Raw genomic sequence first — 25,924 nt, forward strand, 5'->3', positions numbered from 1 at the left:
GCAATCTCACGCACCTTTCAGCTGGCCGCGCGCCTCCGCGAGGCTCACTTGAGAAAAACCCCAACTGGCAAAGAGGTTCTCCTTGCCTTGCAAGCGGTGCTTCCACCACCAGAGCTTGCCGCCGGTGGGCTTGACCAGCAGGAACAGGCCCCCAACACCACCGAACGCTTCTGAGTTCCGAAAAAATCGTCAGACGTTGAACAAAAAGTTCATCACATCCCCGTCCTTCACCACGTATTCCTTGCCTTCGGCGCGCATCTTGCCGGCTTCCTTGGCGCCCTGTTCGCCCTTGCAGGCGATGAAGTCGTCAAAGGCGATGGTCTGGGCACGGATGAAGCCGCGCTCGAAGTCGCCGTGGATCACGCCCGCAGCCTGCGGCGCCGTGTCTCCCTTGTGGATCGTCCAGGCGCGGACTTCCTTCACGCCGGCGGTGAAGTAAGTCTGCAGGCCCAGCAAATCGTAGCCTGCGCGGATGACGCGATCCAGACCGGGTTCGCTCATGCCCATGTCTTCCAGGAAGACGGCCTTGTCGGCCTCGTCCAGGTCAGCGATTTCAGCCTCGATGGCGGCGCACACGGCGACCACCGGGGCGTTTTCGGCGGCAGCGTAGTCCTGCACGGCCTTCAGGTGGGGGTTATTCTGAAAACCGTCATCCTTGACGTTGGCGACATACATGGCGCGCTTGGCGGTGATGAAGCAATAGCTCTTGATCAAAGCCTGCTCGTCTTCGTCCAGGCCCAGGCTGCGCACGGATTTGCCCTGGTCCAGGGCCGCCACGATGCGCTCCAGCAGGGCCGCCAGGCGGATGGCGTCTTTGTCACCGGAATTGGCCAGCTTGCGATTTTTCTGCAAAGCCTTGTCCGCGGCAGTCAGATCGGCCAGCGCCAGTTCGGTATTGATGACCTCGATGTCGGAAATCGGATCGATCCGACCGGCGACGTGAATGACATTTTCATCCTCGAAGCAGCGCACCACGTGGACGATGGCGTCCGTTTCACGGATATTGGCCAGAAACTGGTTGCCCAGGCCTTCGCCTTTCGACGCGCCCGCCACCAGGCCGGCGATATCCACGAATTCGACCACGGCGGGCAGGACGCGTTCCGGGCCGACGATGGCGGCCAACTGCGCCAGACGGGGGTCCGGGACCTCGACCACGCCAACGTTGGGTTCGATGGTGCAGAAGGGATAGTTTTCTGCGGCGATACCGGCCTTGGTCAGGGCGTTGAACAGAGTGGATTTACCGACGTTGGGCAGGCCAACGATGCCGCATTGCAGTGCCATGGGGAACCTGAGAAAAAAGGAGGATGGAAATCAAGGCGCTATTGTACCCGCAGGGCCTGGCGGCCACTGTTCCGGCGGACCGGGCATCACCCCGCCGCCAACTGCGGCGCGAATGTCAGGATCAGCCCGATCAGCAACAGCGGCCCGCCGTTGAAGATGGCGTGCAGCGCCATCGCGGCCCCGATGCCGCGCTTGACCCGCACCCAGCCCAGCACCAGACCGGTCATCCACTGCGGCAGCACCAGCAAGGGCAGCAACAGCAGATTGATCGAGGTCAGGCGGAAGTTGTACAGATGCACAGCCGCAAACGCCAGTGCGGTGGCATGAAAGAGCACAGGATAGGCCCAGCGCATCCAGCGGCGCCAGCGCCACGATGCCGCCCAGCCGGCATGCCAACGATGGGTGGCGGGATACCACAGCGGGGCCAAGGCCAGCAACACCGCGAGCGCTGCCAGCAAGGCGGACGTAGGACCCGCCCCCTGGACCAGGATCGCCGCCATCAGAGGCACGAACCACCACAGCATGGCGGGACGGCGCAAGGCATAGCGAAAGGTCAGTTCCTCGACGATGGGCGCCCAGATCAAGGCAGTCAACCAAGGAATGTTATGAATGTCCAGACGATGCTGAGCGCCGCTGGCGTCTGCCGCCGATAGCGCCAGGGGGGCAAAGACAAAGAGATTGACCGTCCACAGCAGAACCGCCCAATGCAGCAGACGCCACCAGGGCGCATGCAGAGAAAAATCCGCCCACAGCCCTCGGCCCGAACGGTGGGGCGGCAGGCGCGGCCCTGGTCGGGGCCGCACGATGAACTTCAGGAAATCGACGATTTCCTCGCCCATGGTGGGCAGACCGGGCGGACGGGAAAATCCTGGCAGACTCATACGGTCACCCCGCTGTGCACACAGCATGCCCGGACGCGGCACGCCCGATCTGGCGATCGCCTATGGGCCCCATCAGTCGTGATTCCCCTGATGCAGGCGTTCCGTCACCCGGTCGAATTCCCCGCCCAGCAACGCCGGCAGTTCCAGCCGGCAGCGGCGGATGACCTCGTCGATGCCAGGCATGTCGTCCTGGCGCGGCGGATGCAGCACGAAATTCACCACCGCCTGCGCCAGCCCCAGGCTGCGCGGATGGCCGATCCCGATGCGCAGGCGCCAGAATTTGGGGGTGGCCAGCGCCGCCTGGATGTCGCGTAGACCATTGTGCCCGGCGTGGCCGCCGCCGAACTTCAATTTGACGGCCCCCGGCAGCAGATCCAGTTCGTCGTGCAGGACCAGGATTTCTTCGGGTTGCAGCTTGTAGAAGCGGGCCAAGGCGCCGACGGCCTGCCCCGATTTGTTCATGAAGGTGATGGGCTTGGCCAGCACCACGGGCTGCCCGGCATGGCGCGCACGCGCAACCCAGGCGAAAAAGGATTTTTCCAGCGTGTAGTTCGCGTGCAGGTCATCGGCAAAATGATCCGCCAGCCAGAAACCCGCATTGTGGCGGGTGGCTTCGTATTCGGGGCCGGGATTTCCCAGGCCCACAATGAGACGGATGGGCGCGGTCATTGTGATGAGTCAGAACGGCAAGGCATCGAAAAGGCCCTCATGATACGTCAAAACCCCCGCCCATCTGACGAAGGGCGGGGGTTTTGAGGGCCTATTCCGGCGCTGCCGGATTATTCAGCGGCAGGCGTGTCGGCAGCCGGGGCGGCGTCGGCCACATCATCGGCGACCGAACCCCTGGGCGCACCAGCCTGAGCCAGCAGCGGATTCACGTCTTCGCCATGCGGCACGTATTTCACGCCGATCGGCAGGGTGATGTCGGCCAGATGCAGACGGGAACCGCCGATCATGTTGCTCAGATCGACTTCGATGAACTGCGGCAGGTTGGCCGGCAGGCAAGTGATGCTCAGTTCGGCCGGGCCGTGGGTCACAATCTGACCAGCCAGCTTGACTGCGGGGCTCTTGTCGGCGTTCAGGTAATGCACCGGAACCTTGGTGTGCACGGCCTGGGACGCATCCACGCGCTGGAAGTCCACGTGCAGGACCTGGGGCTTGTAGGGGTGCCATTGAGCGGCACGCACCAGCACCGGTTCGATCTTGCCGTCCAATTCCATGTCCAGGATGGAGGCGTGGAATTCTTCCTTGTTCAGGGCGTGATAGATCTCGTTGTGGTCGAGTTCGATGTTGGCCGGGCCGGACTTGCCACCGTAAACGATGGCGGGCACCCGACCTGCGCGGCGCAGGCGGCGGCTCGCACTCGAACCCTGGACGCTACGCGAAGTGGCGGTAAATTTCATGGGAAACTCCAAAATTCGGGGTCTGTCAGCAGACCCCAGTCAGTAGCAGCCTAAGCTGCGGGTCACCCCCCGCCGCGACCAGCGGGGGATCAAAAAATCAGTCGGCGAACAGCGAACTGACCGATTCGGCCGTCGCGATGCGCAAAATCGTTTCGCCCAGCAGCGACGCACAGGACAACTGGCGAATCTTGCTGCATTGGCGGCCTTGTTCGGACAGCGGAATGGTGTCGGTGACGATGACCTCGTCGAGCGCGGATTCATGGATGCGCTTGACCGCTTCGCCCGACAGCACCGGGTGCGTGCAATAGGCATACACCAAGCCGGCGCCGCGATCCTTCAGGGCCTGTGCGGCCTTGCAGAGCGTGCCGGCGGTATCGACCATATCGTCCATGATCAGGCAGGTGCGCCCGTTGACGTCGCCGATGATGTTCATGACTTCGGACACATTGGCGCGCGGGCGGCGCTTGTCGATGATCGCCAGATCGGATTCCAGCTGCTTGGCCAGGGCGCGTGCGCGCACCACCCCGCCGATGTCGGGCGATACCACCACCAGGTTCTGGAAATTGCGGCTCCAGATGTCACCCAGCAGGATCGGCCCGGCGTAGATGTTGTCCACCGGAATATCGAAAAAGCCCTGAATCTGGTCGGCGTGAAGATCCATCATCATGACGCGATCCACGCCGACGGACTGCAGCATATTGGCGACGACCTTGGCCGAAATCGACACGCGGGCCGAACGGGGCCGGCGATCCTGGCGGGCATAACCGAAATAGGGAATGGCTGCGGTGATGTTGCGGGCAGACGCGCGGCGCAGGGCATCGACCATCACCATGATTTCCATGAGATTGTCGTTGGTGGGCGCGCAGGTGGGCTGCAACACGAACACGTCCTTGCCGCGGACGTTTTCATTGATTTCGACCATGACCTCGCCGTCTGAAAACCGACCAACGGTCATTTTCCCTAACGACATATCCAGATGATTCACTACATCGACCGCCAGCCTGGGATTGGCCGTGCCGGTAAAAATCATGAATCTGTCTTGTGCCATGGTGTCGAACCAATGATGTCAAATGACAAGGCTGTTGACCAGTGCCCCGCTGGGACCGACTCAACAGCCTGATATATCCTATCCGCAATGGAAGGTTGGCTGGGGAAGAAGGATTCGAACCTTCGCATGCCGGAATCAAAATCCGGTGCCTTAACCAGCTTGGCGATTCCCCAACGATCAATCCATTACCCAGTCCTTCAATGGATGTTCATCCAGACCCTGGCAGACCCAGGAATCCTCGATGACCACATCAGGCAGGTCATGTATTTTACTGATTATCCGGTCTCGCTGCACCCGAGCCTGTCGTGTATCAGCAAAGCCGGCAAACAGACATGAACCCGATCCGGTCATGCGCGCATCCAGCCCCGCCCCGTGCATCGTTCCCAGTATCCGGGCGATCATCGGGTGGTGCCGACATACGGCGGGTTCCAGATCGTTGCGGCCAAATGGGCCGCTGTGTCCTGACTGCCAATCAGCAAAGACCGAGATTTTTACCGATTCCGTATCTCTTGTCAAATCAGGGTCCTGAAACACCGCCGCCGTCTGAATATGAACAGCGGGCCGCAACACCCAATACGCCTGGGGCGGCAGAGCCAAGGCCGTCAGGTCTTCGCCCACACCCTGGGCAAATGCGGCCTGTCCGAAAATGAACACCGGCACATCCGCCCCCAACGGCAAGGCCAGGCGCAGCAGTTGCGCCCGCGTCAGGCCAAGGCCCCACAAACGATTCAGCGCGATCAGGGTGGTCGCCGCATCGCTGGACCCGCCCCCCAGGCCGCCGCCTGCCGGGATCCGCTTGCGATAGCGAATCCGCGCCCCATACCGCGTGCCGGTCGCCTCTTGCAGCAGGCGCGCTGCCCGCAGGACCAGATCCTGATCCGCCGGCAGGCCAGGCAGCCCGTCGCCGTCGCGCGCGATCCAGCCGTCGCTCGTACGCTCGAAGTCCAGGTGATCGCACAGATCGATGAAACGGAACACGGTCTGCAGCAGGTGGTAGCCGTCCGGGCGCCGCCCCACCACATGCAGAAAGAGATTGAGCTTGGCCGGCGCGGGCACATCGTATAGCGTCGCGGCAGGCAGGCGACCGTGGCCTCCGGACAGTGTCGTCCGGACGTCTGCGCCCGACGTCATGACCGGTCCATGACCAGCTGCAGCCGCCATTGACCCTGATCGTCCTGGCGGAACAAACGCACCCGCAGCGGCCCTTGATCATCCTCGTACGCCGACAGGCGCACATCCCAGCCATTCTGTCGCACAGCCGTCAGACGGCCCTGGGCGTCGTACTGCGCATCGCTGACCGCCTGGCCGGGTTCCGTCAGCCCCCGGATCCAATACCGCAAGCCGGACACCGGCATAGGGTGGCCCCACACCTGAGCCAGCAGCGCATCCGGCGAGGACGCGGATTCCTGGCTGCCATCGGCGCGTTCCAGCAGGGACACGCCCGCATCCACCCGGATCCGCGCCAGCACGCTGCCCAGGGGATTGCTGAGATCCAGCAGCAGGACGCGCCCATCGTCGCGCCAGGAAAACCCGCCCTGCGCCGCATAGGGCGGCTGAGCGACCGGCTGCAGATTGACGGCGAAACGGCCTATGCGCTCGAAGGCCGGCCCCTGGCCGCCGATCCGGACGGGGGCGGCACACGCCGTGAGCAACACCAGCAGGCCCAGGGCGGACAGGACACGCCCTATGCGCACCTTGATCACGGCAGCTGAACCCCCAGACGGCGCAAGGTGGCATTCAGGGCATCGTTATCGGGGTCCGCCTTGCGGCCTTCTTCCCAGATACGCTGGGCCTCTTCCCGACGCTTGAGCATCCACAGGGTTTCGCCCAGATGGGCGGCGACATCGGCTGCCGGCAACTGATCGTAGGATCGCCGCAGGTATTCCAGCGCCCCCTGATAATCGCTGGTGCGAAACAGGTACCAACCCACGCTATCCAAGATGTAGGGATTGTCGGGATCCAGTTCCAGCGCCCGCTCCAGCAGATCGCGGGCGGCGGGCAAATTGCGGTTTTCTTCGGCGTAGGTATAGCCCAGAGAATTGTAGGCATTGGCATCATCGGGATTGAGCACGATGACCTGGCGCATCAGCGCCTCGAATTCGGCGGTTTTCCCCTGCTGATGCAACATCATGCCCAGCTCGTATTTGATCTCGGGCGTATCGGGCATTTCCAGATCAGCCGCCTTCAGCGTCTCGACGGCCTGATCCGTGCGGCCGGCATCCCGATAGATGGTGGCCAGGGTCAGGCGCACCACCGTGCGTTCACGGCGGTCTGCGGGCTTGATGGCATCCAGTGTGGCGCGCGCCGTGGCCAGATCGCCCAGCCGGCCATACAGGACGGCTTCGTGGGTCTGCGCCTGAAACCGCAAGGTGGGTTCATCGATGCGGCGCAATTGGCGGATGGCTTCTTTCAGGTCGCCTTGGCGTTCGGCAATCTGCACCAACAGCAAACGCGCGTCGGACACATCCGCCTGGGCGCTGGTCGCCCCATCAGCCGTGGCGCGACGGCGCTGTTGCTGAATCGTGATGTATTCACCCAGCAGCGCCTTGGCGACATCGTAGCGACCCGCCCGCGCATTGACCTCCGCCCCGGTATACAGCAGGTCGAAGTCTTCGGGCGCCTGCTTACGCATGGAATCCAATAATTTCAGGGCCTCGTCGAACTGCCCCTGACCGGTCAAGCGGCTGACCAGCAGCAATTGCAGCGCCCGCTGATCAGGATGCTTGTCCAGATAGGCATAGGTATCCCCGATGGCCTGGCGGGGGTCGACCCGCAGGCCATATTCCAGCACCCGCTGGGCGGCATCCGGGGAATCCGGGTCCAATATCTGGGCTTGATGCGCCTCATCCACCGCTCGTCGGGGTTCGCCGGCCTCCCATGCCGCATCGGCCAGCGCCAGATGAGCCAGGGCCGAGGTCTTGACGACTCCCGCCAGGGCCTTGTCCAGCACGTCCAGCGCCAGGCGTTTGTCGGTCATTTTGGACACGATGCCGACCGCCTGGACGATGGCCTGATCCTTGTCGTCGGCAGCGTCGATCCGGCGCGCCAGCGTACGGGCCAACCCATCGGTCTGACCGCTGGACGCAGACAGGGCCAGCGACGCTGCGACGGCTTCCGGGTTGCCCGGATCCAGCTGCGCCCATTCACGGGCTGACTGCAAGGCCAGCGCCAGATTGCGGCCCGTCATGGCCATCTGAAAAGCCCGCTGCCCCAGCCGGGGATCCAGCGTGTCGCGCGCCAGGCCAAGCAAGTCCTGAGCCGCATCGCCGTACTGCCCCTGCTGGGCGGACAACTCCGCAACCAGAATGCGATACAGTAGCTCGGGCGTCAGGGTGACCGCCGGCGGCTCGCCGGGGCGCAACCGGATGGTCTCAACGGAATCCGCCGGCGCCGGAGCCGGCGGCGCAGCCCAGGCAGTCTCGTGCGCGGCGACCAGCGTCAGCACCACGGGCAATACGAAGGCGGAGATTCTCATCGGCGGTAACCAAGGCCGCAACGCGAGAAACGCCCGCGTCTGGTGGCAAAATTGCTTCATCGAAAGAGGATGTTATCACCCTGCCATGCCTGAACTGCCAGAAGTCGAAACAACCCGTCGTGGAATTGCCACGATCATGCCAGGCCGCATCCTGCGGCAGCTTGTCGTGCACGAATCCCGCATGCGCTGGCCAATTCCCCCCGGCCTGCCGGCCCTGCTACGGGACGCGCCGGTGCTGGCCTGCGAGCGGCGCGGCAAATATCTGCTGATCCGTTTCGCACACGGCACCCAGATCGTGCACCTGGGCATGTCCGGGTCTCTGCGCCGGGTGGCCATGGACGAACCCTTGCGCAAGCATGATCATGTGGAATGGATATTCGACGACGCCCGCTTCCTGCTGCACGACCCGCGCCGCTTCGGCGCCGTGCTGTGGCATCCCGCAGACGCCGGGCCGCCAGAGGAACACCCGCTGCTGGCCAGTTTAGGCAGCGAGCCCTTCGGCCCTGACTTTTCCCCCGACAGCCTGTATGACGGCGTCCACGGGCGGCGCCAGGCCATCAAGCAACTGCTGCTGGGCGGGCGGATCGTGGTGGGGGTCGGCAATATCTATGCCTCGGAATCCCTGTACCTGGCGGGCATCGATCCACGCACGCCGGGCAGCCGCCTGTCGCGGCCACGTTGCGCCCGGCTGCACGCCGCCATTTTGCAGACGCTCAGCCAGGCGCTGGAATCGGGCGGCAGCACCCTGCGCGACTACGTCAACGCGCAAGGCACGCCCGGCGCTTATTTCACGCTGCACGCCGCCGTCTATGAACGCGACGGCCAGCCCTGCTCGCGCTGCGCCAGCCCTATCCGCCGCATCGTTCAGGGACAGCGGGCCACGTATTTCTGCCCGCAGTGCCAGAAACGCTGATTCCGTCGCGGCCAGACAGGCCGGACATCAATCCCGCGCAGCGACGATGATGACTTCGAATTTCAGGCCAGGGGCGGCCAGGCGGGCTTCGCCCGTGGCGCGGGCTGGCGGGTTGGCCGGATCGATCCAGGCTTCCCAGACCGGGTTCATGGCATCGAAATCGGCGATGTCGCGCAGCCAGATCGTCGCCTGCAGAATCTTGGACTTATGGCTGCCGGCCTTGGCCAGCAGTTCGTCGACTTTCGCCAGGGCCGAGCGCGCCTGGGACTGAACGTCGTCGCCCGTGCCGGTCTGGCCGGCCAGGTACACGGTATTGCCATGGACGACGGCGCCGCTCATGCGCTTGCCGGGTTCGATACGTTGAATCGTCATGAAAAACTCCAAGAGGATGAAAAACGGCGCCATGATACCCGACGCCCGCCATCGGGCCCGGGTATCCGGGGAACAGTTCCGATCCCCGGCGCCGCGTCGTTCAGATCAGAACTTTGCCGGGATTCATGATGCCCAGCGGGTCCAGCGCGGACTTGATGCGGTGCATCAGCGCCATCTCGACCGGGTCCTTGAACTGCGGCAGCGCGTCGCGCTTCAGCTGTCCCACGCCATGTTCTGCGCTGATGGAACCGCCCACGGCATGCACCCGCTGGTGCACCAGGGCATAGACGTCGTCCTGACGCGCCAGCAACTGGCCTTCGGCCCAGTCGGCGCCGCGCGCCACGTTGTAGTGCAGGTTGCCGTCGCCCAGATGGCCGAAAATCACGTTGCGGATGCCGGGAAAGGCCGCCTGCAGGGCGGCATTGGTGCCCTGCACGAATTCCGCCATGCGCGACACCGGGATCGACACGTCGTGCTTGATGCTCTTGCCGGATTCCTTTTCGGCCAACGGAATGCTTTCCCGCAGGTGCCACAGCGCATGGCTTTGCGCCATGGATTCCGCGATCACGGCATCCAGCACAATGCCGGCCTCGAGCGCTTCGCCGATCACGACCTCAAAGCGTTCACGGGCATGGGCTTCGGATTCGCTGTCGGACAGTTCCAGCAGCGCATACCAGGGCAATGCCGCCGACGGCCCCTCGAACGGCAGGCGCTGTTGCGGAAAGCAGCGCACGACGTCCTGCAGGCAATCGCCAGCCATCAATTCGAAACCCGTCAGGGAAGGACCCAATCCGTGGCGCGCCCGCCCCAGCATGGCGATAGCGGATTCTATCGAGTCCAGAGCCAGCAAAGCCGTGCAACGCGCCACCGGCAGCGGATGCAGCTTCAGCGTGGCCGCAGTGATCACTCCCAGCGTGCCCTCGCTGCCGATATAGAGGTCGCGCAGATCGTAGCCGGTGTTGTCCTTGCGCAGGCCGCGCAGGCCATGCCAGATGTCTCCCTGGGCGGTGACGACTTCCAGGCCCAGCGTCAGTTCGCGCATATTGCCGTAACGCAGGACCTGTGTGCCCCCGGCATTGGTCGCCAGATTGCCACCGATGGTGCAGCTGCCCTCGGCAGCCAGACTGAGCGGAAACAACCGGCCCGCCTCGCGAGCAACCTGCTGCACCGTCTGCAAGATGCAGCCAGCCTCGACGTCCATCGTATCGTTGTCCGTGTCGATGGCGCGCACCCGATTCAGGCGCTGCAGGGACAGCACCACGGCGCTGCCCGCATCATCCGGCGTGGCTCCGCCGCATAGCCCGGTATTGCCGCCCTGGGGAATCACCGGAATCCCGGCCTGCGCGCAATAGCGCACCACGGCGGCGACCTCGTCCGTGCTGCCGGGCCGCACCACGGCCAGGGCGCGCCCGCGATAACGCTCGCGCCAATCGACCTCGTAAGACCGGGCATCCTCACCGGTCAAGACATGCGGCTCGCCCACCACCGCCCGCAAAGCACCCAGATGATCCATGAACTGACAATCCCGTCTGCGCCAAGAGGCGTTCATTGTAATCGGCGATAATGGATGACGTCGGCATCCGGACGCACTCGGCCTGACCATTGCGATCCCCAGCCGCCCTCTTCCCTCATTACCATTCGAGAATCGCCGTGTCCGACGCTCTGCCCGCTTCCGTCTTCAAGGCCTATGACATCCGGGGCACGGTCCCGGATCAGCTGAACGACGTGTTCGCCTATACCCTAGGGCTGGCGCTGGCGGCGCAGGCCCGCCAGGAAGAAGTCCGCAGCCTGGTGGTCGGCCACGATGGCCGGATCAGCAGCCCCGGTCTGTCGTCGGCCCTGCAAGCCGGCCTGCATGCGGGCGGCATCGACACCGTGGATCTGGGCCTGGTGCATACGCCGCTGGTCTATTTCGCCGCGCACCTGACCGGCTGCGGATCAGGCGTGGCCATCACGGGCAGCCACAACCCGCCCGATTACAACGGCTTCAAACTGATGATGGGCGGTCGCACCCTGCACGGCGACGACATTCAGGCGCTGCATACCCGCATGACCGGCATCCAGCCGCCGCCCGATGCGACGCCGGGGCGGTCCACGCCGCAAAACCTGATCGACACCTATATACAGCGCATCACCGACCACGTGCGCCTGGCGCGGCCTTTGCACATCGCTATCGACTGCGGCAACGGCGTAGGCGCGGTGGCCGCCACCCGCCTGTTCCGCGCCCTGGGATGCACGGTGGACGAATTGTTCTGCACGGTGGACGGCCATTTCCCCAATCACCACCCGGACCCCGCCGACCCCAAAAATCTGCAGGATCTGATCGATCATCTGCAGCGCACCGGCTGCGACATCGGCCTGGCCTTCGACGGCGATGCCGACCGGCTGGGTGTCGTCACCCGATCGGGCCAGATCATCTGGCCCGACCGCCAGCTGATCCTGTTCGCCCGCGACATCTTGCAGCGCGTGCCCGGCGCCGACATCATCTTCGACGTGAAATGCAGCCGCCACTTGGGGCAAGCCATCCGCGACGCGGGCGGCGTCCCGCTGATGTCCCAGACCGGCCATTCCCTGATCAAGGCGCGCCTGGCGGCAACCGGCGCGCCGCTGGCCGGCGAAATGAGCGGCCACCTGTTCTTCAAGGAACGCTGGTACGGTTTTGACGATGGGCTGTACGCGGGCGCTCGCCTGCTGGAAATCCTGTCGCGCAGTGACGACCCCAGCCAGTTGCTGGAATCCCTGCCGCAGGGACTGTCCACCCCCGAACTGAAGCTGCCCATGGCCGAAGGCGAACCGCATGCCTTCGTGCAACGCCTGCAAACTGAAGGCCACTTCCCGACCGCCCTGGATCGCATCACCATCGACGGCATTCGCGCCGAATACGCCGACGGCTTTGGTCTGGCCAGGGCATCGAACACCACCCCGGTGGTGGTGCTGCGTTTCGAAGGCGATACGCCTGAAGCCCTGTCACGGATCCAGGCAGAATTCCGCACAGCGATCCATGCCCTGCTGCCGGAACGGGAATTGCCGTTCTAGGCCTGCATCAGGCGCTTCGCGCCGAACCACCCTGTCCCGACGGTAACAAGTCGGCGTACACCGCCAGATGCGCCTGCACAATGCCGGGCAGGCCGAAATCGCGCTCAGCCAGGGCGCGACCCGCCGCGCCCATGCGTTCCCGTAGATCCGCATCCGCCGCCAAGCGACCAACGGCATCGGCCAGCGCCGGCGCGTCCTTGACGGGAACCAGCAGGCCACTGACGTCTGGTTCGACGACGTCCCGGCATCCCGGAACGTCCGTCGTGACGACCGGGCGACCGCAGGCCGCCGCCTCGATCAGGGATTTGGGCAGGCCCTCGCGGTACGACGGCAGCGCTACCAGATGCGCCCGGGCATAGAAATCCGCCACATCGGCGCATTCCCCCACATAATCGACCACGCCTTCAGTCTGCCAGGCTTGCAATTCGGCGGCCTGGACCGATGCGGGATTTTCCAGATCCAGACTGCCCGCCAGGCGCCAGCGTACGGCCTCGCCGCGCGCCGCCGACAGGCGAGCGGCTTCGACGAACTCGAACACCCCCTTGTCGCGCAGCAGACGGCTGGCCATGGCGACCGTCACCGGACCATCAGGCCAGGGGGCCGGCGCGTAACGATCCAGATCCACCCCTGAGCCGCGCACCATCACAACCTGCTCGGGCCGCACCGCGCCGGCCTGCACCAGCACGTCACGGTCCGAGGGATTCTGGAAGAGCACCCGGCTATTGGCATGACCCAGCGCCAGACGGTACAGAATCAGGGCCAAGCGCTTCAGCATGCCACGCGCGCCCGCGCCCTGGATAAAGACATAGCCCAGGCCGGAAATGGCCGCCACATACGCAGGCACGCCGGCCAGACGACTGGCGATTCCCCCGTACAGCACGGATTTCAGCGTCACGGCATGCACCAGATCGGGCCGCACCCGGCGGAACAATCGCCAGATGGCCCAAAGGCTGCGCGCCTCGGTCCAGGGCCGCATGCTGGTGCGTGACAAGGGCAGACAGTGATGGATGAATCCCAGCGCTTCCAGTTCTGCGACCGCAGGCCCCCCCATGGAGGCCACATGCACCTCGTAGCCGGCATCCCGCGCCGCCACCGCGACCGGCAGGCGATGGGACACCAGAAAGGCCGGATTGGTGATGAAGAACAACAGGCGCGGACGCGCCGGCGGCACACGACCGGCGACGACCGCCGCCTCTACCGCACCACCTGCCTCGTGCAGCGCAGAGGCGGAATGTCCGGCCCCCGGCCCGCGCCCAAGCGGAGTCGGGAAGTCCGCCGCCAATCGGCGCCAGACCGTTTCATAGCGATCCGCCATCGTCTGCAAGCTGTAGCGGCGGGCCACGGATTCCCGGGCCTGCTCGCGGCGCTGCGGCCAGGATGGGCTGCCGACGGCGGCGATGGCCTGGTCGATGGCTCCTGCCAAGGCGGCTGCGTCCTGAGGCGCCGCCACCCAGCCATATTCGCCGACGATCTCGGCGGCATCGCCCACATCCGTGACGGCACAGGCCACGCCTGCCGCCATGGCTTCGGACACCACATTGGGAAAGCCCTCGGCCTTGCTGGACAGCACATGGATATCCAAGGCCGGCATCAGGGCGGGCACATCATCCCGTCGCCCCAGGAAGATCAGATGATCCAGCAGCCCATAGTGACGCGCCTGATCGATCAAGGCGGCATTGTCCCGCGACATGCCCAGACCGATCAGAACGCAGCGCAAGGCGGGGTGTTCCCGCACGCACAAGGCCAGGGCGGCCAATAGATTGGCATGGTCCTTCAGCGGATTCCAACGGGCGACGCAGCCCAGCAGGACCGCGTCTTGCGGCACCTGCCACTGCGCGCGCCAGGCCTGGCGCGCCGTTTCGTCGGGATGCCAGACGGACAGGTCATAGCCATTGGGAATCACCAGCACGCGATCGGCGCGATAGCCCCAGTCGCGATGTACCTGGGCGGCGCGCTGCGCGCACGCCACGATGACGCCCGGCACCCAGCCAGAGACCCTGGCGCAAAACCAGGCGGTCAGACGCGACGAGCGGCTGCTTTCAGCCAGGCTGACCCCCGAATTGCGCACCCCCCAGGACACCGCGCGGATCCCGGCCAGACGGGCCAGCACCCCGCCGATCAGATCGGCGTGATACATCCAGGTCTGGACGACGTCGGGCCGCCGGTCGCGCAGCAAACGATACAAGCGCCACAAACCGCGCAGCGAGCCTTTGGCCCCCTGCATGTCCAGGGAAATGACTTCGACCCCTGCTTCCCGCAGCGAGGCCCCCAACACGCCCTCGCCGCGCATGGACACCACGGTGTGGCGCACCTGCATGCCAGGGGTCGTCGCCAGACGCAACAGCACGGTTTCCGCGCCGCCATGCAGCAGGCCGGAAATAATGTGCATCACCCTCAGGGGCTCTTGCGCCGACGGTGCGGACGCCGGGCTGGTCTTCATTGCAGTGTCTTCCATGTTCCTCATCTTCCGGTGTCCTGCTCGCCCGCCTCACCGCTTGCAAGCGGTTCGGATTCGTCAGGCACACTGCAGTCCGCAGGGACTGCGCCGTATCCGGACTCATGCCAGGCCTGCACGACAGCATCCAGGCCATACCGGGCGCGCACCGAGGCAGCCGCTGTCCGTCCCCAGGTTTCCCGATCCGAGGGGGATGCCTGCATCAATCGCTGCAAAGCCTGAGCCAGCGCCGCCTCATCGCCCAAAGGCACCAGTGTCGCCACCTGTCCTGCCTGCGTCAATTCGGACGGCCCAGACGGGCAGTCCACCGCGACGCAAGGCAGGCCCAGGGCCATCGCTTCCAGCAAGGCGTTGGGAAAACCCTCGACCCGCGAATTCAGGACGAAGCCGTGGCCCGTCGCCAGATCCGTCCACGGCGTCTGACTGAAACCCGGCAGATGGATCCGGTCCGTCAGCCCCAGCGCCGCGACGCGCTGCAAACAGGCCGCTCGCTGGGCGCCATCGCCCCAGATCCACAGGTCCCAATCCGGGCAGCTATCGGCCAGGCCGGCGAAGACCTCGATCAAGCGGTCGAACTGCTTGACCGGATTAAAGCGCCCCAGCGCCATCAGGCGTCGCCGCCCCTCGGCTGGTTCCGCCAGGCGCGGCTCAGGCAGCCCATCGGGCAAGGGATTTGGAATCGCAACGATCCGGCTGACGCCGGGCGCCACCTGCTGCAAATGCGGGATGCTCTGCTGCGTCTGCACCACGACCCGATGCGCCCAGGGATAGGTCCAGCGGCGCAGCCAACGCAAGACCGGTTCCAGGTTCACGCTGTGCGCGGGGTCGGTGCGTTCGCTGACCACCACCGGCAGACCCAGCCCCCTGGTGGCCAGCAAGGCGGTGACATTCACGTTCGTCAAAAAGGACAGCACGCGATCCGGCTGCAGCTCGCGCGCCAGTTTCCGCAAGGCCAGGATCTTGGCAAGAGGTCGCAGCCAGGCGGGTCCACACAGCCGGTCCGCCAACCACAGCAGTTTCACGCCCGGATCCAGGTGCTGCAGGCAGCTTCCCCTGCCCGAATAGCAGCACACCAGCGTGACCTCGTCACCGCGCCGCGACCAGGCATTGGCCAGGGTCGCCGCGACCCGTTCCGCGCCGCCGCCATGCATCGAACTGACCAGGAACAGGATGCGCATTCAGCCGCCCTCCCGCCCTTGAAAGACCTGTTCCCACAGGGCCATGATGCGCGCCGTGCTGAAGCGGTCCCGCACATCCGTCGCCCGACCGGCATACTGCGCGCGCAGATCCGCATCCCGCATCAGCGCGCATAACTGCGCGGCCAGCGCCTGCGGATCCTGCACCGGGCGCACCAGCACGCCGTCGATGCCCTCGCGAATGATTTCACGCGGGCCGTTCTCGCAATCGAAGGCCACGCAAGGCAGGCCGCTGGCCATGGCTTCCAGCAGGGTGTTGGACAGGCCTTCGGCCTGGGAACTGAGCACGTACAGATCCGATGCCTGGTACCAGGCGGCCATATTGCCGACCCGGCCCGGCAAACTGACCCGATCCTGCAGGCCCAATTCGTCGCGCAAGGATTCCAGAGCAGCCCGTTCGGGGCCTTCGCCCAGAATGGTCAAATCCCAGTCATCGCACATCAGGGTCAAATCCGCAAAAGCCCGCAGCAGACAATCAAAACCTTTGACTGGATGCAGGCGGCCCACGGCCAGCAGCCGCCGCCGGCCCGGCACGCCGGGGGGCGGCAGTCTGGGCTCTTCATCGGCCAGCGGCCAGTGCACGGCGTTGGGAATCACCTGGGCGCGCACGCCGGGGATTTCTTCGTCCAGCCATTGCGCCGTCCCCCGCGTCAGGGCGATGACGGCGTCGGCGCGCGCATACGTCCAGCGGCGCAGGCGCTGCCAGGTGACCGGCAGGGGCAAGGTGGGCGGATGCGTGTGTTCCGTCGCGATCACCCGGCTGCCGACGCCCCAGGCCGCCAACACCCCCAGGACGGAGCCGCGCGTCATCATGCCCAGGACAACCTTGGGACGCTGTCGGCGCACCAGCCGTCGCAACGCCCAGAACCGCCGGACATTGCCCCAAAGCGCGCCCAGCGGGCCGGCGCTGTCGGCGGCCAGACCCAGCGCATGACGCTCGACCCCCGGCGGCATGGGATAGGCGTCCTGATCCGCTGCGGTCTGCGTCACAAGATCCACCCGGCAGCCACGCGACTGCCAGTAGGCCGCCATATCGACCGCCACCCGTTCTGCGCCTCCGCCGCGCAGGGAATGAATCACAATCATCAGATCCGTAGGGGTTTCCATCATCCGTTCACTTCCTGGCCAGGCCGCTGGTCCGGCGGCCTGCGCAAGGCCAGGACAAGATACGCCGCATACGACAGGGCATACATCAGACTGGTCGCCAACATGATGCCCTCGACCCCCATGCGGGGGGCCAGCACGGCATTCATGCCTGCCTTGATCAAAAAATTCAGCACGGCAATCGCCGCCATCCAACCATAGCGATTCTGACTGGCCAACAGCTGCACCAGAATCAGCACACCGAAAAAGAAGGGCAACTGCAGCAGGCCCCAGCGCAGCACCTGCGCCACCGCCACCGTATTCTGCGCGGTGAAAGCGCCGCGTTCGAACAGCAGCGACACAATCCAAGGCGCCAGCCACCAGCCCAACAACACCGCGACGGCCCCCAGCCCCAGCATGGCGCCCGACCATTTCAACGCCATCGCCCGCGCATGGGCGGCATCGCCCCGGCTCTGGACGTCGGCCAATACCGGCAAAGCCGCCCGACCGACCGATGCCGCGCCCAGACCGATCATCAGGGATAACAAACGAGCCGCATAGCCCAGGGTAGCATTGGCATTCTGGCCCAGCTGCGCCGCCGTGTACTGATCAATGGGGCCAACGAAACTCATGGCCAGCTGCCCCACCAGCATGATGCCGGCAGCCGCCGCCAGACTGGACCATTGCGGCGCCCGGCGGCTCAGCCGCAGTTGGGCCGGCACGCCATCGGCCCGCCGCGCCAGCCGCGCCTGCCAGAACGACTGCAGGGCATACCCCAGCACCGTCCCCCACAGCAGCGGCATCACCCCGGCGCCGGCAGGGGCGGCCAGCACCCAGATCAGAATCATCAGCGCCGGCACACTGTCCAACAGGGTATTGATGTGCCGCTCGTGCGCCCGCAGCCGCGCCGCGCTCAACCCCGTCCAGACGGTGAACAGCGCCGCGGGCGCGAATCCCAGAATCAGCAGGCGGCTCATGTCCTGCACCGTCGCAGACAGGCCCTGACCGGCCACTTGCAACACCACAGGCCAGACAAACACCAGCAACAAGGCGATCGCGACGCCCAGACCCAGCGTCCAGGCCAGCAATTCGCCCAGAAAACGACCATGCAAACGCGCCTCGCCCTGGCGGCTGCGCACCAGCGCCGGAATCAGCACGACCGAACAGGCCCCCACCAGGGTGACGGGCAGCCAATTCGCCAGGGTCAAGGTGAACTGATACGCGTCCACCACATCGCTGATGCCATAGCGGTAGGCGACGGCCATTTCCTTGAATGCCCCGACCGCCTTGCCCATCAGCAAGAAAAAAGCCACCCGGGAGGCCCCCAGGGCGATCCGTCGATGATCGGCGTGCAGGGTCGCCAGACGGCGCCTCAGGAAGGCAATCAACGCAAGAACTGGATGTACCAGGGCATTGCGATCTCCAGGCCACCCAGGATGTCGAACTGCGGTTCGTAACCCAGCAGAGTGCGCGCCTTGGCGACATCCGCCTGGGAATGACGCACGTCGCCGGCGCGGAAATCGCCATAACGCGGATCGCGCCCGTAGGTCACGCCGTTGCGCCCCAGAATATCGCGCAAGTAGGCGAACAGCTGGTTCAGGCTGGTGCGGGCATTGAAGGCCACGTTATAGACCTGGTTGACGCCCTCGCCCTGCGCTACCGACGCCAGCAGATTGGCCTGCACGACATTGTCGATGTAGCAGAAATCGCGGCTGGTCTCGCCGTCACCGTTGATGACGACATCCTGATCGCGGATCATGGCGGACACCCATTTCGGGATCACGGCGGCATAGGCGCCATCCGGGTCCTGACGTCGGCCGAAAACATTGAAATACCGCAGACCTACCGTCTGGAACTCGTAGGCACGGGCAAAGACGTCGGCATACAGTTCATTGACGAACTTCGTCACCGCGTAGGGGGACAGCGGCTTGCCGATACGGTCTTCGACCTTGGGCAGGCCGGGATGATCGCCATAGGTGGAGCTGGACGCCGCATAGACGAAGGACTGCACCTGCGCGTCGCGGGCCGCGACCAGCATATTGAGCTGGCCGCCGACGTTGACTGCATTGGTGGTCAGCGGGTCTTTCAGCGACCGGGGGACCGAACCCAGCGCGGCCTGGTGCAGCACGTGCTGCACACCGTCCACCGCCTTGCGGCAGGTGTCCAGGTCGCGGATGTCGCCTTCGATGAAGCGAAAGCGCGCCCACTGCCCTGCCGACACCTGGGACTGCACTTCGTCCAGATTGTGTTGATAGCCGGTAGAAAAGTTGTCCAGCCCGACCACGGTCTGATCCAGCTTCAGCAAGGCCTCCAGCAGGTTCGAACCGATGAAGCCGGCGCAGCCCGTGACCAGCCAGGTACGGGGATGCGCCTGAAGATCCGCCTGCAGAGTCTGGAAATGAGTACTCATCACATCACACCTTATAGACGCAGATCGGATTCGTCGGCGTTCAGCACGTATTTCAGGTCATACAGCACGTGTTCCGGTTTCCCCAGCGCCCGCAGCGCGGCAGCGCCCATGGCCGCGAACTGGTCATGGGCCACCGCCAGGATAATGCCGTCATAGGCGGCGGGCGTGGGTTTGGACACTGGCGTGATGCCATATTCATACTGTGCGGCGGCAGGGTCCACCCAGGGATCGTACACGTCCACATCGATGTTGTATTCGCCCAGTTCGCGCACGATGTCCACCACACGGGTGTTGCGCAGGTCCGGGCAGTTTTCCTTGAAGGTCAGCCCCATGACCAGCACGTGCGAACCCTGCACCTGAATGCGGCTCTTCGTCATGGCCTTGATCAGTTGCGACACCACATAGCCGCCCATGGAATCGTTCAGGCGGCGGCCCGCCAGGATGATTTCCGGGTGGTAGCCGATGGACTGCGCCTTATGCGTCAGGTAGTACGGATCCACGCCGATGCAGTGGCCGCCCACCAGGCCCGGGCGAAAGGGCAGGAAATTCCATTTGGTGCCCGCCGCCTGCAAGACATCCAGCGTATCGATACCCAGGCGATTGAAGATCAGGGCCAGTTCGTTGATCAGGGCGATGTTCACGTCGCGCTGGGTGTTCTCGATGACTTTGGCGGCTTCCGCGACCTTGATGGACGCGGCCTTGTGGGTGCCCGCCGTGATGATCTGGCGATAGATGGCGTCGACCAGCTCGGCGATCTCCGGCGTCGACCCCGAGGTCACCTTGCGGATGGTGGACACGCGATGCTGCTTGTCGCCCGGGTTGATGCGTTCCGGGCTGTAGCCAGCGTAAAAATCGACGTTGAACTTCAAGCCGGATGTCTGTTCCAGCACCGGCACGCAGACCTCTTCGGTCGCCCCCGGATACACGGTCGATTCGTAGATCACGATATCGCCGCGCTTCAGGATGCGGCCAATGGTTTCGCTGGCGCGTTCCAGCGGGGTCAGGTCAGGTTGTTTGTACTGGTCGATCGGCGTAGGCACCGTGACGATGTACACATTGGCCGAGGCCAGTTCCGCCGGGTCGCTGGAATAGCGCAGATGCCGGGCTTCGGCCAATTCCGGCCCCGAGACTTCCAGGGTGTGATCACGCCCGGCGCGCAGTTCATCGATGCGCTTGGCATTGATGTCAAACCCCAGCACGTCACGTTGCTTGCCGAATTCGACCGCCAACGGCAGACCCACATAACCCAGGCCAACAACGGCCAGACGGACGTCCTGAATGTTCATGAAATTCTCCCCGGCTTCTTTGCCGTATTGATCGAAACTAGTAATAAAAGAAGGGATTTAATCACGCCGTTCGCGCCGCCCTAAGGACGGCAGCAGCAGCCAGCGCGGGCGTCGCCAGGTCGCCAAGCGAATGTACAGCCAGATGTAAACACCGGCGAACACACCCATGCTGAAGCACAGGATCCAGGCGTTGTCCCACCACAGGGTGGCAGGCACCAGCCCGATCAAGGCCAACACCCATAGATAGGGCGATGTCATGGCGTTGCACAGGGCCGGCAGGGTATGACGGCGATCACGGCTGAAGGTCACCCGGACCAGGCGTCGGAACACTAATTGATGCAGATGCAGTGCGTCGGGCTGGTCCACCGGCACACCACGTTTGAACTTGCGCCGCCAGATGGAAAACAGCGTTTCGAAGACAGGATAGAACAGCACGGCCAGCGCATAGAAGGGCGACACCCCAGGATTACGCACCACCAGCTGCACCGCCAGTTCGGCCAGCATGAAGCCCAGGAAATACGCCCCGCCGTCACCCAGGAATACCCGCCCGAATGGAAAATTCCAGACCAGGAAACCCAGGGTGGCTGCGGCCAGCGCCGTGGCAATCAGGAAAATGGGGATGTCCTGCACCTGCAGGGCGACCAGCGCCAGCGACACCGCCATCAGGGTGGCGATCATGCCCGCCAGCCCGTTCATGCCGTCCACAATGTTCAAGGCATGGGTGCAGCCGCCGACCGCCACCATCGTGAACAGCAAGGAAACGATCGGCCAGTTGGACAGGATCGTGTCCGCCCAGGACAGGCCCACGCGCGACACACCGCCCAGCAGCCACCAGGCGATGCCCGCTGAAATGAAGGCCGCCAGCAAGCGTTTTCCGGAGCCGATTTCCTTGGTGATGTCTTCCAGCAAGCCCGCCACGAACACCGGCATCGCCGCGACGAACAGCGCCGGCCACAACCAGGTCAGGGTCATATTGCGCGGCCCCAGCACCAGGAGGCCGGCCAGACTGCCCGCCACCACGGCCAAACCGCCCACCCGAGGGGCGGCGCGCTTGTGCATGGCTTGGGGTTTGTGCAGATCGGTATCCCCGGTGTAGCGGCCATGCCAGCGTTCAGAGACGACGATCAACCCACCCACCAAGAAAGCCACGATCCCGATCAAAGGCCAGCTGAGCGAAGCGGACAAACTGGAGGCGTTCAAGGCAATCCCGAATAGACAAAACGAGATTATCGGCGATATTTGTAACCTGTGCGGTTGTGACAACGATACACATGCAACAAAAGCATCGGACGGGCCCGCCGCCGCCCGATGCTGCCCCGCCCTGGGTCATTTCGCGTCAGGCAATCGCCATGCACAGATACTTGACGACCAAATAATCATCCAGCCCGTAGTGCGAGCCTTCGCGGCCCAGACCGGACTGTTTGACGCCGCCGAACGGCACTGCCTCGTTGGAGATCAGACCACTGTTGACGCCCACCATGCCGTATTCCAGAGCCTCGGCGACACGCCACACCCGACCGATATCACGGCTGTAGAAATAGGCAGCCAGGCCGTATTCCGTATCGTTCGCCATGCGAATGACGTCCGCCTCGTCGGTGAAGCGGAATAGCGGCGCCAACGGGCCGAAGGTCTCTTCCCGGGCAAGTCTCATGGTAGGCAGCGCATCGGCCAGCACCGTAGGCTGAAAAAACGTCTGCCCCAGTTCGTGAGGCTGCCCGCCCGTCAGGATGCGCCCCCCGTGGGCCACGGCATCCGCGATGTGTTCCTTGACCTTGGCGACGGCATCGGCATCGATCAGCGGCCCTTGGGTGACGCCTTCTTCCGCCCCATTGCCCACCCGCAGCTTGCCGACCGCCTGCACCAGTTTCTGGCTGAATGCGTCATAAACGGAATCTTGTATATAGAAGCGGTTGGTGCATACGCAGGTCTGCCCGGCATTGCGGTATTTGCTGGCGACGGCGCCCTCGACCGCGGCATCCAGGTCAGCGTCGTCGAACACGATGAAAGGCGCATTGCCGCCCAGCTCCAGGGACAGTTTCTTGATCGAGGGGGCGCACTGTTTCATCAGCAGGCGACCGACTTCGGTCGAACCGGTAAAGGACACCTTGCGTACCAGATCGCTGGATGTCATCTCGCCACCGATGGCCACGGCATCGCCCGTCACAATGGAAAACACGCCCGCCGGCACCCCGGCCTCTTCGGCCAGCACGGCCAGCGCCAGTGCCGAAAAAGGCGTCTGCTCTGCCGGTTTGACGACCAGCGGGCAACCGGCGGCCAGCGCGGCGCCGGCCTTGCGGGTGATCATGGACGAGGGGAAATTCCAAGGCGTGATGGCGGCGCACACCCCGATCGGTTCCTTGGTGACGAGCACGCGGCGGTCTTTGGCGAATGTCGGAATCACATCCCCATAAGCGCGCTTGCCTTCTTCGGCGAACCATTCCAGAAAGGCGGCCCCATAGGCGATTTCGCCTTTGGCTTCCGCCAGGGGCTTGCCCTGTTCGGCGGTCATGATCAAAGCCAGATCCTGGGCATGGACGATCATCAGATCGAACCAGCGCCGCAAGATGAGCGCGCGTTCTTTGGCCGTCATGGCACGCCACTGCCCCCAAGCCGCCTGGGCGCCTTCGATGGCCCGGCGGGTTTCGGCCACGCCCATACAAGGCACCGACCCCAGGATCTCGCCCGTAGCGGGATTGCTGACGGAAATGGTCTCGGCGGAATCCGCATCGCACCAGCGACCATTGATATAGGCCTGCTGACGCAGCAGGTCAGGTTTTTGCAATGCCAACATGCTTGTACTCCGATTAAACGTTCTGTATACTGAACGATGTTTGTAATAATGAACGATTAGATCATAGCGGCCCGCCCCGCTGGACGTCAATCCGTCATGGCCTCTGCTTCGGCCACGACGCCCGCCTCAGCTCCTCGTATTTTCATGATCAGTGACAAAATCCCGGCGCCCGCTGTCGCCCGCGCCTCCGCCATTCTGGATCTGCTGGCTCGCACGGGCAGTCCCGTCACCCTGGCTCAGCTCGCCAAGACGCTGCAGCTGCCCAAAAGCAGCCTGCATGGCTTGTGCGCCACGCTGGAACAACTGAATCTGATCACCCGCCTGGATAGCGGCCAGATGACGTTGGGACCGCATGTGATGATGTGGGCCAATGCCTTCATGGCGCGACTGGACATTACCCAGGAATTCTTCGCATCCTGGGATGACATGCGGGTGCTGCCGGAAGAAACCATCACCCTGTCGGTGCGTGATGGCGCCGAAGTCGTCTATATCGCCTGCCGCAACGGCAAACACCCCCTGGGACTGAGCTTTCATGCGGGCATGCGCATGCCCGCGGTCTACACGGCCACGGGGCTGGCCATGCTCAGCACCCTGCCCGACTCCGGCATCCGCAAACTGTTCGACAGACCCGACTACGCCTGGCCCACGCCCTTTACCGCCAAAGGCGTGCGCGACACCAATGAGCTGATCGCCGAATTGCAAACCACCCGGCAACGCGGCTACTCGATGGACCACGAAGGAGTCCGCGAAGGCATGTACTGCTATGGCGCCCCTGTCTTTGACTCGCACCACCCCGAAGCGGTGGCGGGCGTGGCCGTCAGCATCCGCTCCCTGGAAGCCAATCCGGCGCTCGAAGAACACGCGGGGCAGGCCATCTGCAAGCTGGCCGGCCGGCTGTCCGAGCGCTTGGGGTCCTGGCGCGCCCGCTAGGGCGCAGCACAGCCCCAAGACCCCGTTAAAATCGACTCTGGCCTTGCTTTCCCATGAAAGCAGGCGCTGCTGTATTCGGAGTCTCCATGGAAATTACTCTCAATAGCCACTACACGCTGATCATCGCGGCTGTCGTGATGCTGGTCGGGCACTGGCTGATCTTTCGCATCAAATTCCTGGCCACCTTCAATATCCCCGAACCCGTGGCGGGCGGCCTGCTGGCTGCGCTCATCATTACCCTGCTCAATGCCACCATCGGCCTGAAGCTGACGCTCGACACCGATCTGCAAAATACCTTCATGCTGATGTTTTTCGCCTCCATCGGCCTGAGCGCGGACTTCACTCGCCTGAAAGAAGGCGGCAAACCGCTCGTCATCCTGCTCGTGCTGGTGTCCGTCTTTATCGTCATACAAGACATCATCGGTGTCGGTCTGGCCGCGCTGCTGGGCCTCAAACCGCTGATCGGCCTGATGGTCGGCTCGGTCACCCTCACCGGCGGCCACGGGACGGCAGGCGCCTGGGGGCCGGTGCTGGAAGCCAAATACGGCATCGCCGGCGCCACGACACTGGGTATCGCCACCGCGACCTTCGGCCTGGTGTTCGGCGGCCTGATCGGCGGCCCGGTCGCCCACCGCCTGATCCGCAGGCAGCGCCGCCAGCCGCTGCCCCCGGTTCAGGCGCGCAGCAACATCGACGCGATCTCGGGGCAGCCGCGCCACGCCCAGGCTGATCAGAACGCAGAAAAACAGCGCCTGACATTCGAGCTGCTCGACCAACCGCGCCTGATCACGTCTTACGCCGTGATCGAGACCCTGGCCATGTTTGCCGCCTGCCTGATCAGCGCCGATCTGCTCAGCGACTGGACGCGCGGTACGGCCATCGAGCTGCCGACCTTCATCTGGGCACTGGGCAGCGGCGTGGTGATCCGCAATGTGCTCACGCACGTTTTTCACTTTGAGATGTTCGACCGCGCCATCGACGTCTTCGGGAATACGTCGCTGTCGCTGTTTCTGGCGATTGCGCTGGTCAGCCTGCGCCTCTGGGAACTGTCCGACCTTGCCGGTCCGGTTGCCATCATCCTGACGGCGCAGATCGCCGTCATGATGGTCTATGCCGCTTACATCACGTACCGCTTCATGGGGTCGGATTACGACGCCGCCGTCATCGCCGCGGGCCACTGCGGCTTTGGTCTGGGCGCCACCCCCACGGCCATTGCCAATATGCAGGCCATCACCGACCGTTTTGGCCCTTCGTACAAGGCCTACCTGATCGTGCCGCTGGTCGGCGCCTTCTTCGTCGATCTGATCAACGCTACCGTCCTGCAGGTGTTCACGCAGATACCGTTTTTGCAATAAAAAAAAGCC

Annotated in this window: 23 protein-coding genes, 1 tRNA gene and 1 pseudogene; 4 read left to right on the plus strand and 21 right to left on the minus strand. The window is 64.3% G+C overall.

The genetic code is table 11. From position 1 onward, the window contains the following. Nucleotides 1-6: 6 nt before the first annotated feature. The 10 genes from WBF69_RS10185 to WBF69_RS10230 form a co-directional block, all read right to left on the minus strand. Nucleotides 7-147 (minus strand): Arm DNA-binding domain-containing protein, encoded by a 141-nt coding sequence (locus WBF69_RS10185; protein WP_424263945.1) that lies wholly within the window; start codon nt 145-147, stop codon nt 7-9. Between the two features lie 42 nt (nt 148-189). Next, nucleotides 190-1,281 carry a redox-regulated ATPase YchF gene (gene ychF, locus WBF69_RS10190; RefSeq protein WP_424263766.1) on the minus strand — a complete coding sequence of 364 codons (1,092 nt, stop codon included), beginning with the start codon at nt 1,279-1,281 and terminating at the stop codon, nt 190-192. 86 nt (nt 1,282-1,367) lie between these two features. Further along, nucleotides 1,368-2,162: a type II CAAX prenyl endopeptidase Rce1 family protein gene (locus WBF69_RS10195; protein ID WP_424263768.1), complete on the minus strand. Its 795-nt coding sequence runs from the start codon at nt 2,160-2,162 to the stop codon at nt 1,368-1,370. 72 nt (nt 2,163-2,234) lie between these two features. Further along, nucleotides 2,235-2,831 (minus strand): aminoacyl-tRNA hydrolase, encoded by a 597-nt coding sequence (pth, locus tag WBF69_RS10200; protein WP_424263770.1) that lies wholly within the window; start codon nt 2,829-2,831, stop codon nt 2,235-2,237. 110 nt (nt 2,832-2,941) lie between these two features. Then, on the minus strand, nt 2,942-3,565 hold the full coding sequence (locus tag WBF69_RS10205; protein WP_424263772.1) for a 50S ribosomal protein L25/general stress protein Ctc: 624 nt from the start codon (nt 3,563-3,565) through the stop codon (nt 2,942-2,944). 97 nt (nt 3,566-3,662) lie between these two features. Next, nucleotides 3,663-4,613, minus strand: a complete 951-nt coding sequence (locus WBF69_RS10210) for a ribose-phosphate pyrophosphokinase (protein ID WP_424263774.1) — start codon at nt 4,611-4,613, stop codon at nt 3,663-3,665. Between the two features lie 96 nt (nt 4,614-4,709). After that, nucleotides 4,710-4,786 (minus strand) — tRNA-Gln (locus WBF69_RS10215). Between the two features lie 4 nt (nt 4,787-4,790). Beyond that, complete coding sequence (gene ispE, locus WBF69_RS10220; RefSeq protein WP_424263776.1) at nt 4,791-5,744, minus strand: 4-(cytidine 5'-diphospho)-2-C-methyl-D-erythritol kinase; 954 nt, start codon at nt 5,742-5,744, stop codon at nt 4,791-4,793. After that, nucleotides 5,741-6,316: an outer membrane lipoprotein LolB gene (locus tag WBF69_RS10225; RefSeq protein ID WP_424263778.1), complete on the minus strand. Its 576-nt coding sequence runs from the start codon at nt 6,314-6,316 to the stop codon at nt 5,741-5,743. The genes ispE and WBF69_RS10225 overlap by 4 nt, the downstream gene beginning before the upstream one ends. Continuing rightward, a complete protein-coding gene (locus WBF69_RS10230; protein WP_424263780.1) occupies nt 6,313-8,088 on the minus strand; it encodes a tetratricopeptide repeat protein in 1,776 nt (591 codons plus the stop codon). The genes WBF69_RS10225 and WBF69_RS10230 overlap by 4 nt, the downstream gene beginning before the upstream one ends. An 85-nt stretch (nt 8,089-8,173) precedes the next feature. Here WBF69_RS10230 and mutM point away from each other — a divergent pair, with 85 nt between their 5' ends. After that, nucleotides 8,174-9,001, plus strand: a complete 828-nt coding sequence (gene mutM / locus WBF69_RS10235) for a bifunctional DNA-formamidopyrimidine glycosylase/DNA-(apurinic or apyrimidinic site) lyase (protein ID WP_424263782.1) — start codon at nt 8,174-8,176, stop codon at nt 8,999-9,001. Between the two features lie 27 nt (nt 9,002-9,028). On the opposite strand, the gene WBF69_RS10240 is transcribed toward mutM, so the two are convergent. Further along, entirely contained in the window at nt 9,029-9,373 is a 345-nt protein-coding gene (locus WBF69_RS10240) for a RidA family protein (RefSeq protein ID WP_424263784.1), read from the minus strand. 100 nt (nt 9,374-9,473) lie between these two features. After that, nucleotides 9,474-10,886 carry an FAD-binding oxidoreductase gene (locus tag WBF69_RS10245; RefSeq protein ID WP_424263786.1) on the minus strand — a complete coding sequence of 471 codons (1,413 nt, stop codon included), beginning with the start codon at nt 10,884-10,886 and terminating at the stop codon, nt 9,474-9,476. Between the two features lie 137 nt (nt 10,887-11,023). On the opposite strand from WBF69_RS10245, the gene WBF69_RS10250 reads away from it, so the two are divergent. Beyond that, nucleotides 11,024-12,409, plus strand: a complete 1,386-nt coding sequence (locus tag WBF69_RS10250; RefSeq protein WP_424263787.1) for a phosphomannomutase/phosphoglucomutase — start codon at nt 11,024-11,026, stop codon at nt 12,407-12,409. 7 nt (nt 12,410-12,416) lie between these two features. Here the strand turns inward: WBF69_RS10250 and WBF69_RS10255 are convergent, their stop codons facing one another. The 9 genes and pseudogenes from WBF69_RS10255 to gabD form a co-directional block, all read right to left on the minus strand. Further along, nucleotides 12,417-13,580: a glycosyltransferase family 4 protein gene (locus tag WBF69_RS10255; RefSeq protein ID WP_424263947.1), complete on the minus strand. Its 1,164-nt coding sequence runs from the start codon at nt 13,578-13,580 to the stop codon at nt 12,417-12,419. 234 nt (nt 13,581-13,814) lie between these two features. Next, a pseudogene (locus tag WBF69_RS10260) lies at nt 13,815-14,873 on the minus strand (glycosyltransferase); the annotation flags it as partial. Continuing rightward, complete coding sequence (locus WBF69_RS10265) at nt 14,870-16,042, minus strand: glycosyltransferase family 4 protein (protein ID WP_424263789.1); 1,173 nt, start codon at nt 16,040-16,042, stop codon at nt 14,870-14,872. The pseudogene WBF69_RS10260 and the gene WBF69_RS10265, both read right to left, overlap by 4 nt. Then, the gene (locus WBF69_RS10270; protein ID WP_424263791.1) at nt 16,043-17,170 is read right to left on the minus strand and encodes a glycosyltransferase family 4 protein; all 1,128 of its coding nucleotides are present in this window, start codon (nt 17,168-17,170) and stop codon (nt 16,043-16,045) included. It abuts the gene before it with no gap. Continuing rightward, the gene (murJ, locus tag WBF69_RS10275; protein ID WP_424263949.1) at nt 17,167-18,528 is read right to left on the minus strand and encodes a murein biosynthesis integral membrane protein MurJ; all 1,362 of its coding nucleotides are present in this window, start codon (nt 18,526-18,528) and stop codon (nt 17,167-17,169) included. Before murJ ends, WBF69_RS10270 begins: the two co-directional genes overlap by 4 nt. Beyond that, nucleotides 18,528-19,553: an NAD-dependent epimerase/dehydratase family protein gene (locus WBF69_RS10280; protein ID WP_424263793.1), complete on the minus strand. Its 1,026-nt coding sequence runs from the start codon at nt 19,551-19,553 to the stop codon at nt 18,528-18,530. Before WBF69_RS10280 ends, murJ begins: the two co-directional genes overlap by 1 nt. A gap of 11 nt (nt 19,554-19,564) precedes the next feature. Next, nucleotides 19,565-20,839 carry a Vi polysaccharide biosynthesis UDP-N-acetylglucosamine C-6 dehydrogenase TviB gene (tviB, locus tag WBF69_RS10285; RefSeq protein ID WP_424263795.1) on the minus strand — a complete coding sequence of 425 codons (1,275 nt, stop codon included), beginning with the start codon at nt 20,837-20,839 and terminating at the stop codon, nt 19,565-19,567. A gap of 57 nt (nt 20,840-20,896) precedes the next feature. Then, nucleotides 20,897-22,039 (minus strand): MraY family glycosyltransferase, encoded by a 1,143-nt coding sequence (locus WBF69_RS10290; RefSeq protein WP_424263797.1) that lies wholly within the window; start codon nt 22,037-22,039, stop codon nt 20,897-20,899. A gap of 136 nt (nt 22,040-22,175) precedes the next feature. Continuing rightward, the gene (gabD, locus tag WBF69_RS10295; protein WP_424263799.1) at nt 22,176-23,630 is read right to left on the minus strand and encodes an NADP-dependent succinate-semialdehyde dehydrogenase; all 1,455 of its coding nucleotides are present in this window, start codon (nt 23,628-23,630) and stop codon (nt 22,176-22,178) included. Between the two features lie 144 nt (nt 23,631-23,774). Between gabD and WBF69_RS10300 the strand changes: the two genes are divergently transcribed. Then, nucleotides 23,775-24,560, plus strand: coding sequence for an IclR family transcriptional regulator (locus tag WBF69_RS10300; RefSeq protein ID WP_424263801.1), 786 nt, complete (start codon nt 23,775-23,777; stop codon nt 24,558-24,560). Nucleotides 24,561-24,646: 86 nt separating this feature from the next. Further along, the gene (gene gltS / locus WBF69_RS10305) at nt 24,647-25,915 is read left to right on the plus strand and encodes a sodium/glutamate symporter (protein WP_424263803.1); all 1,269 of its coding nucleotides are present in this window, start codon (nt 24,647-24,649) and stop codon (nt 25,913-25,915) included. The last annotated feature ends 9 nt before the right edge of the window (nt 25,916-25,924 follow it).

The organism is Castellaniella sp., assembly GCF_049673105.1.
Classification (GTDB): Bacteria; Pseudomonadota; Gammaproteobacteria; order Burkholderiales; family Burkholderiaceae_B; genus Castellaniella.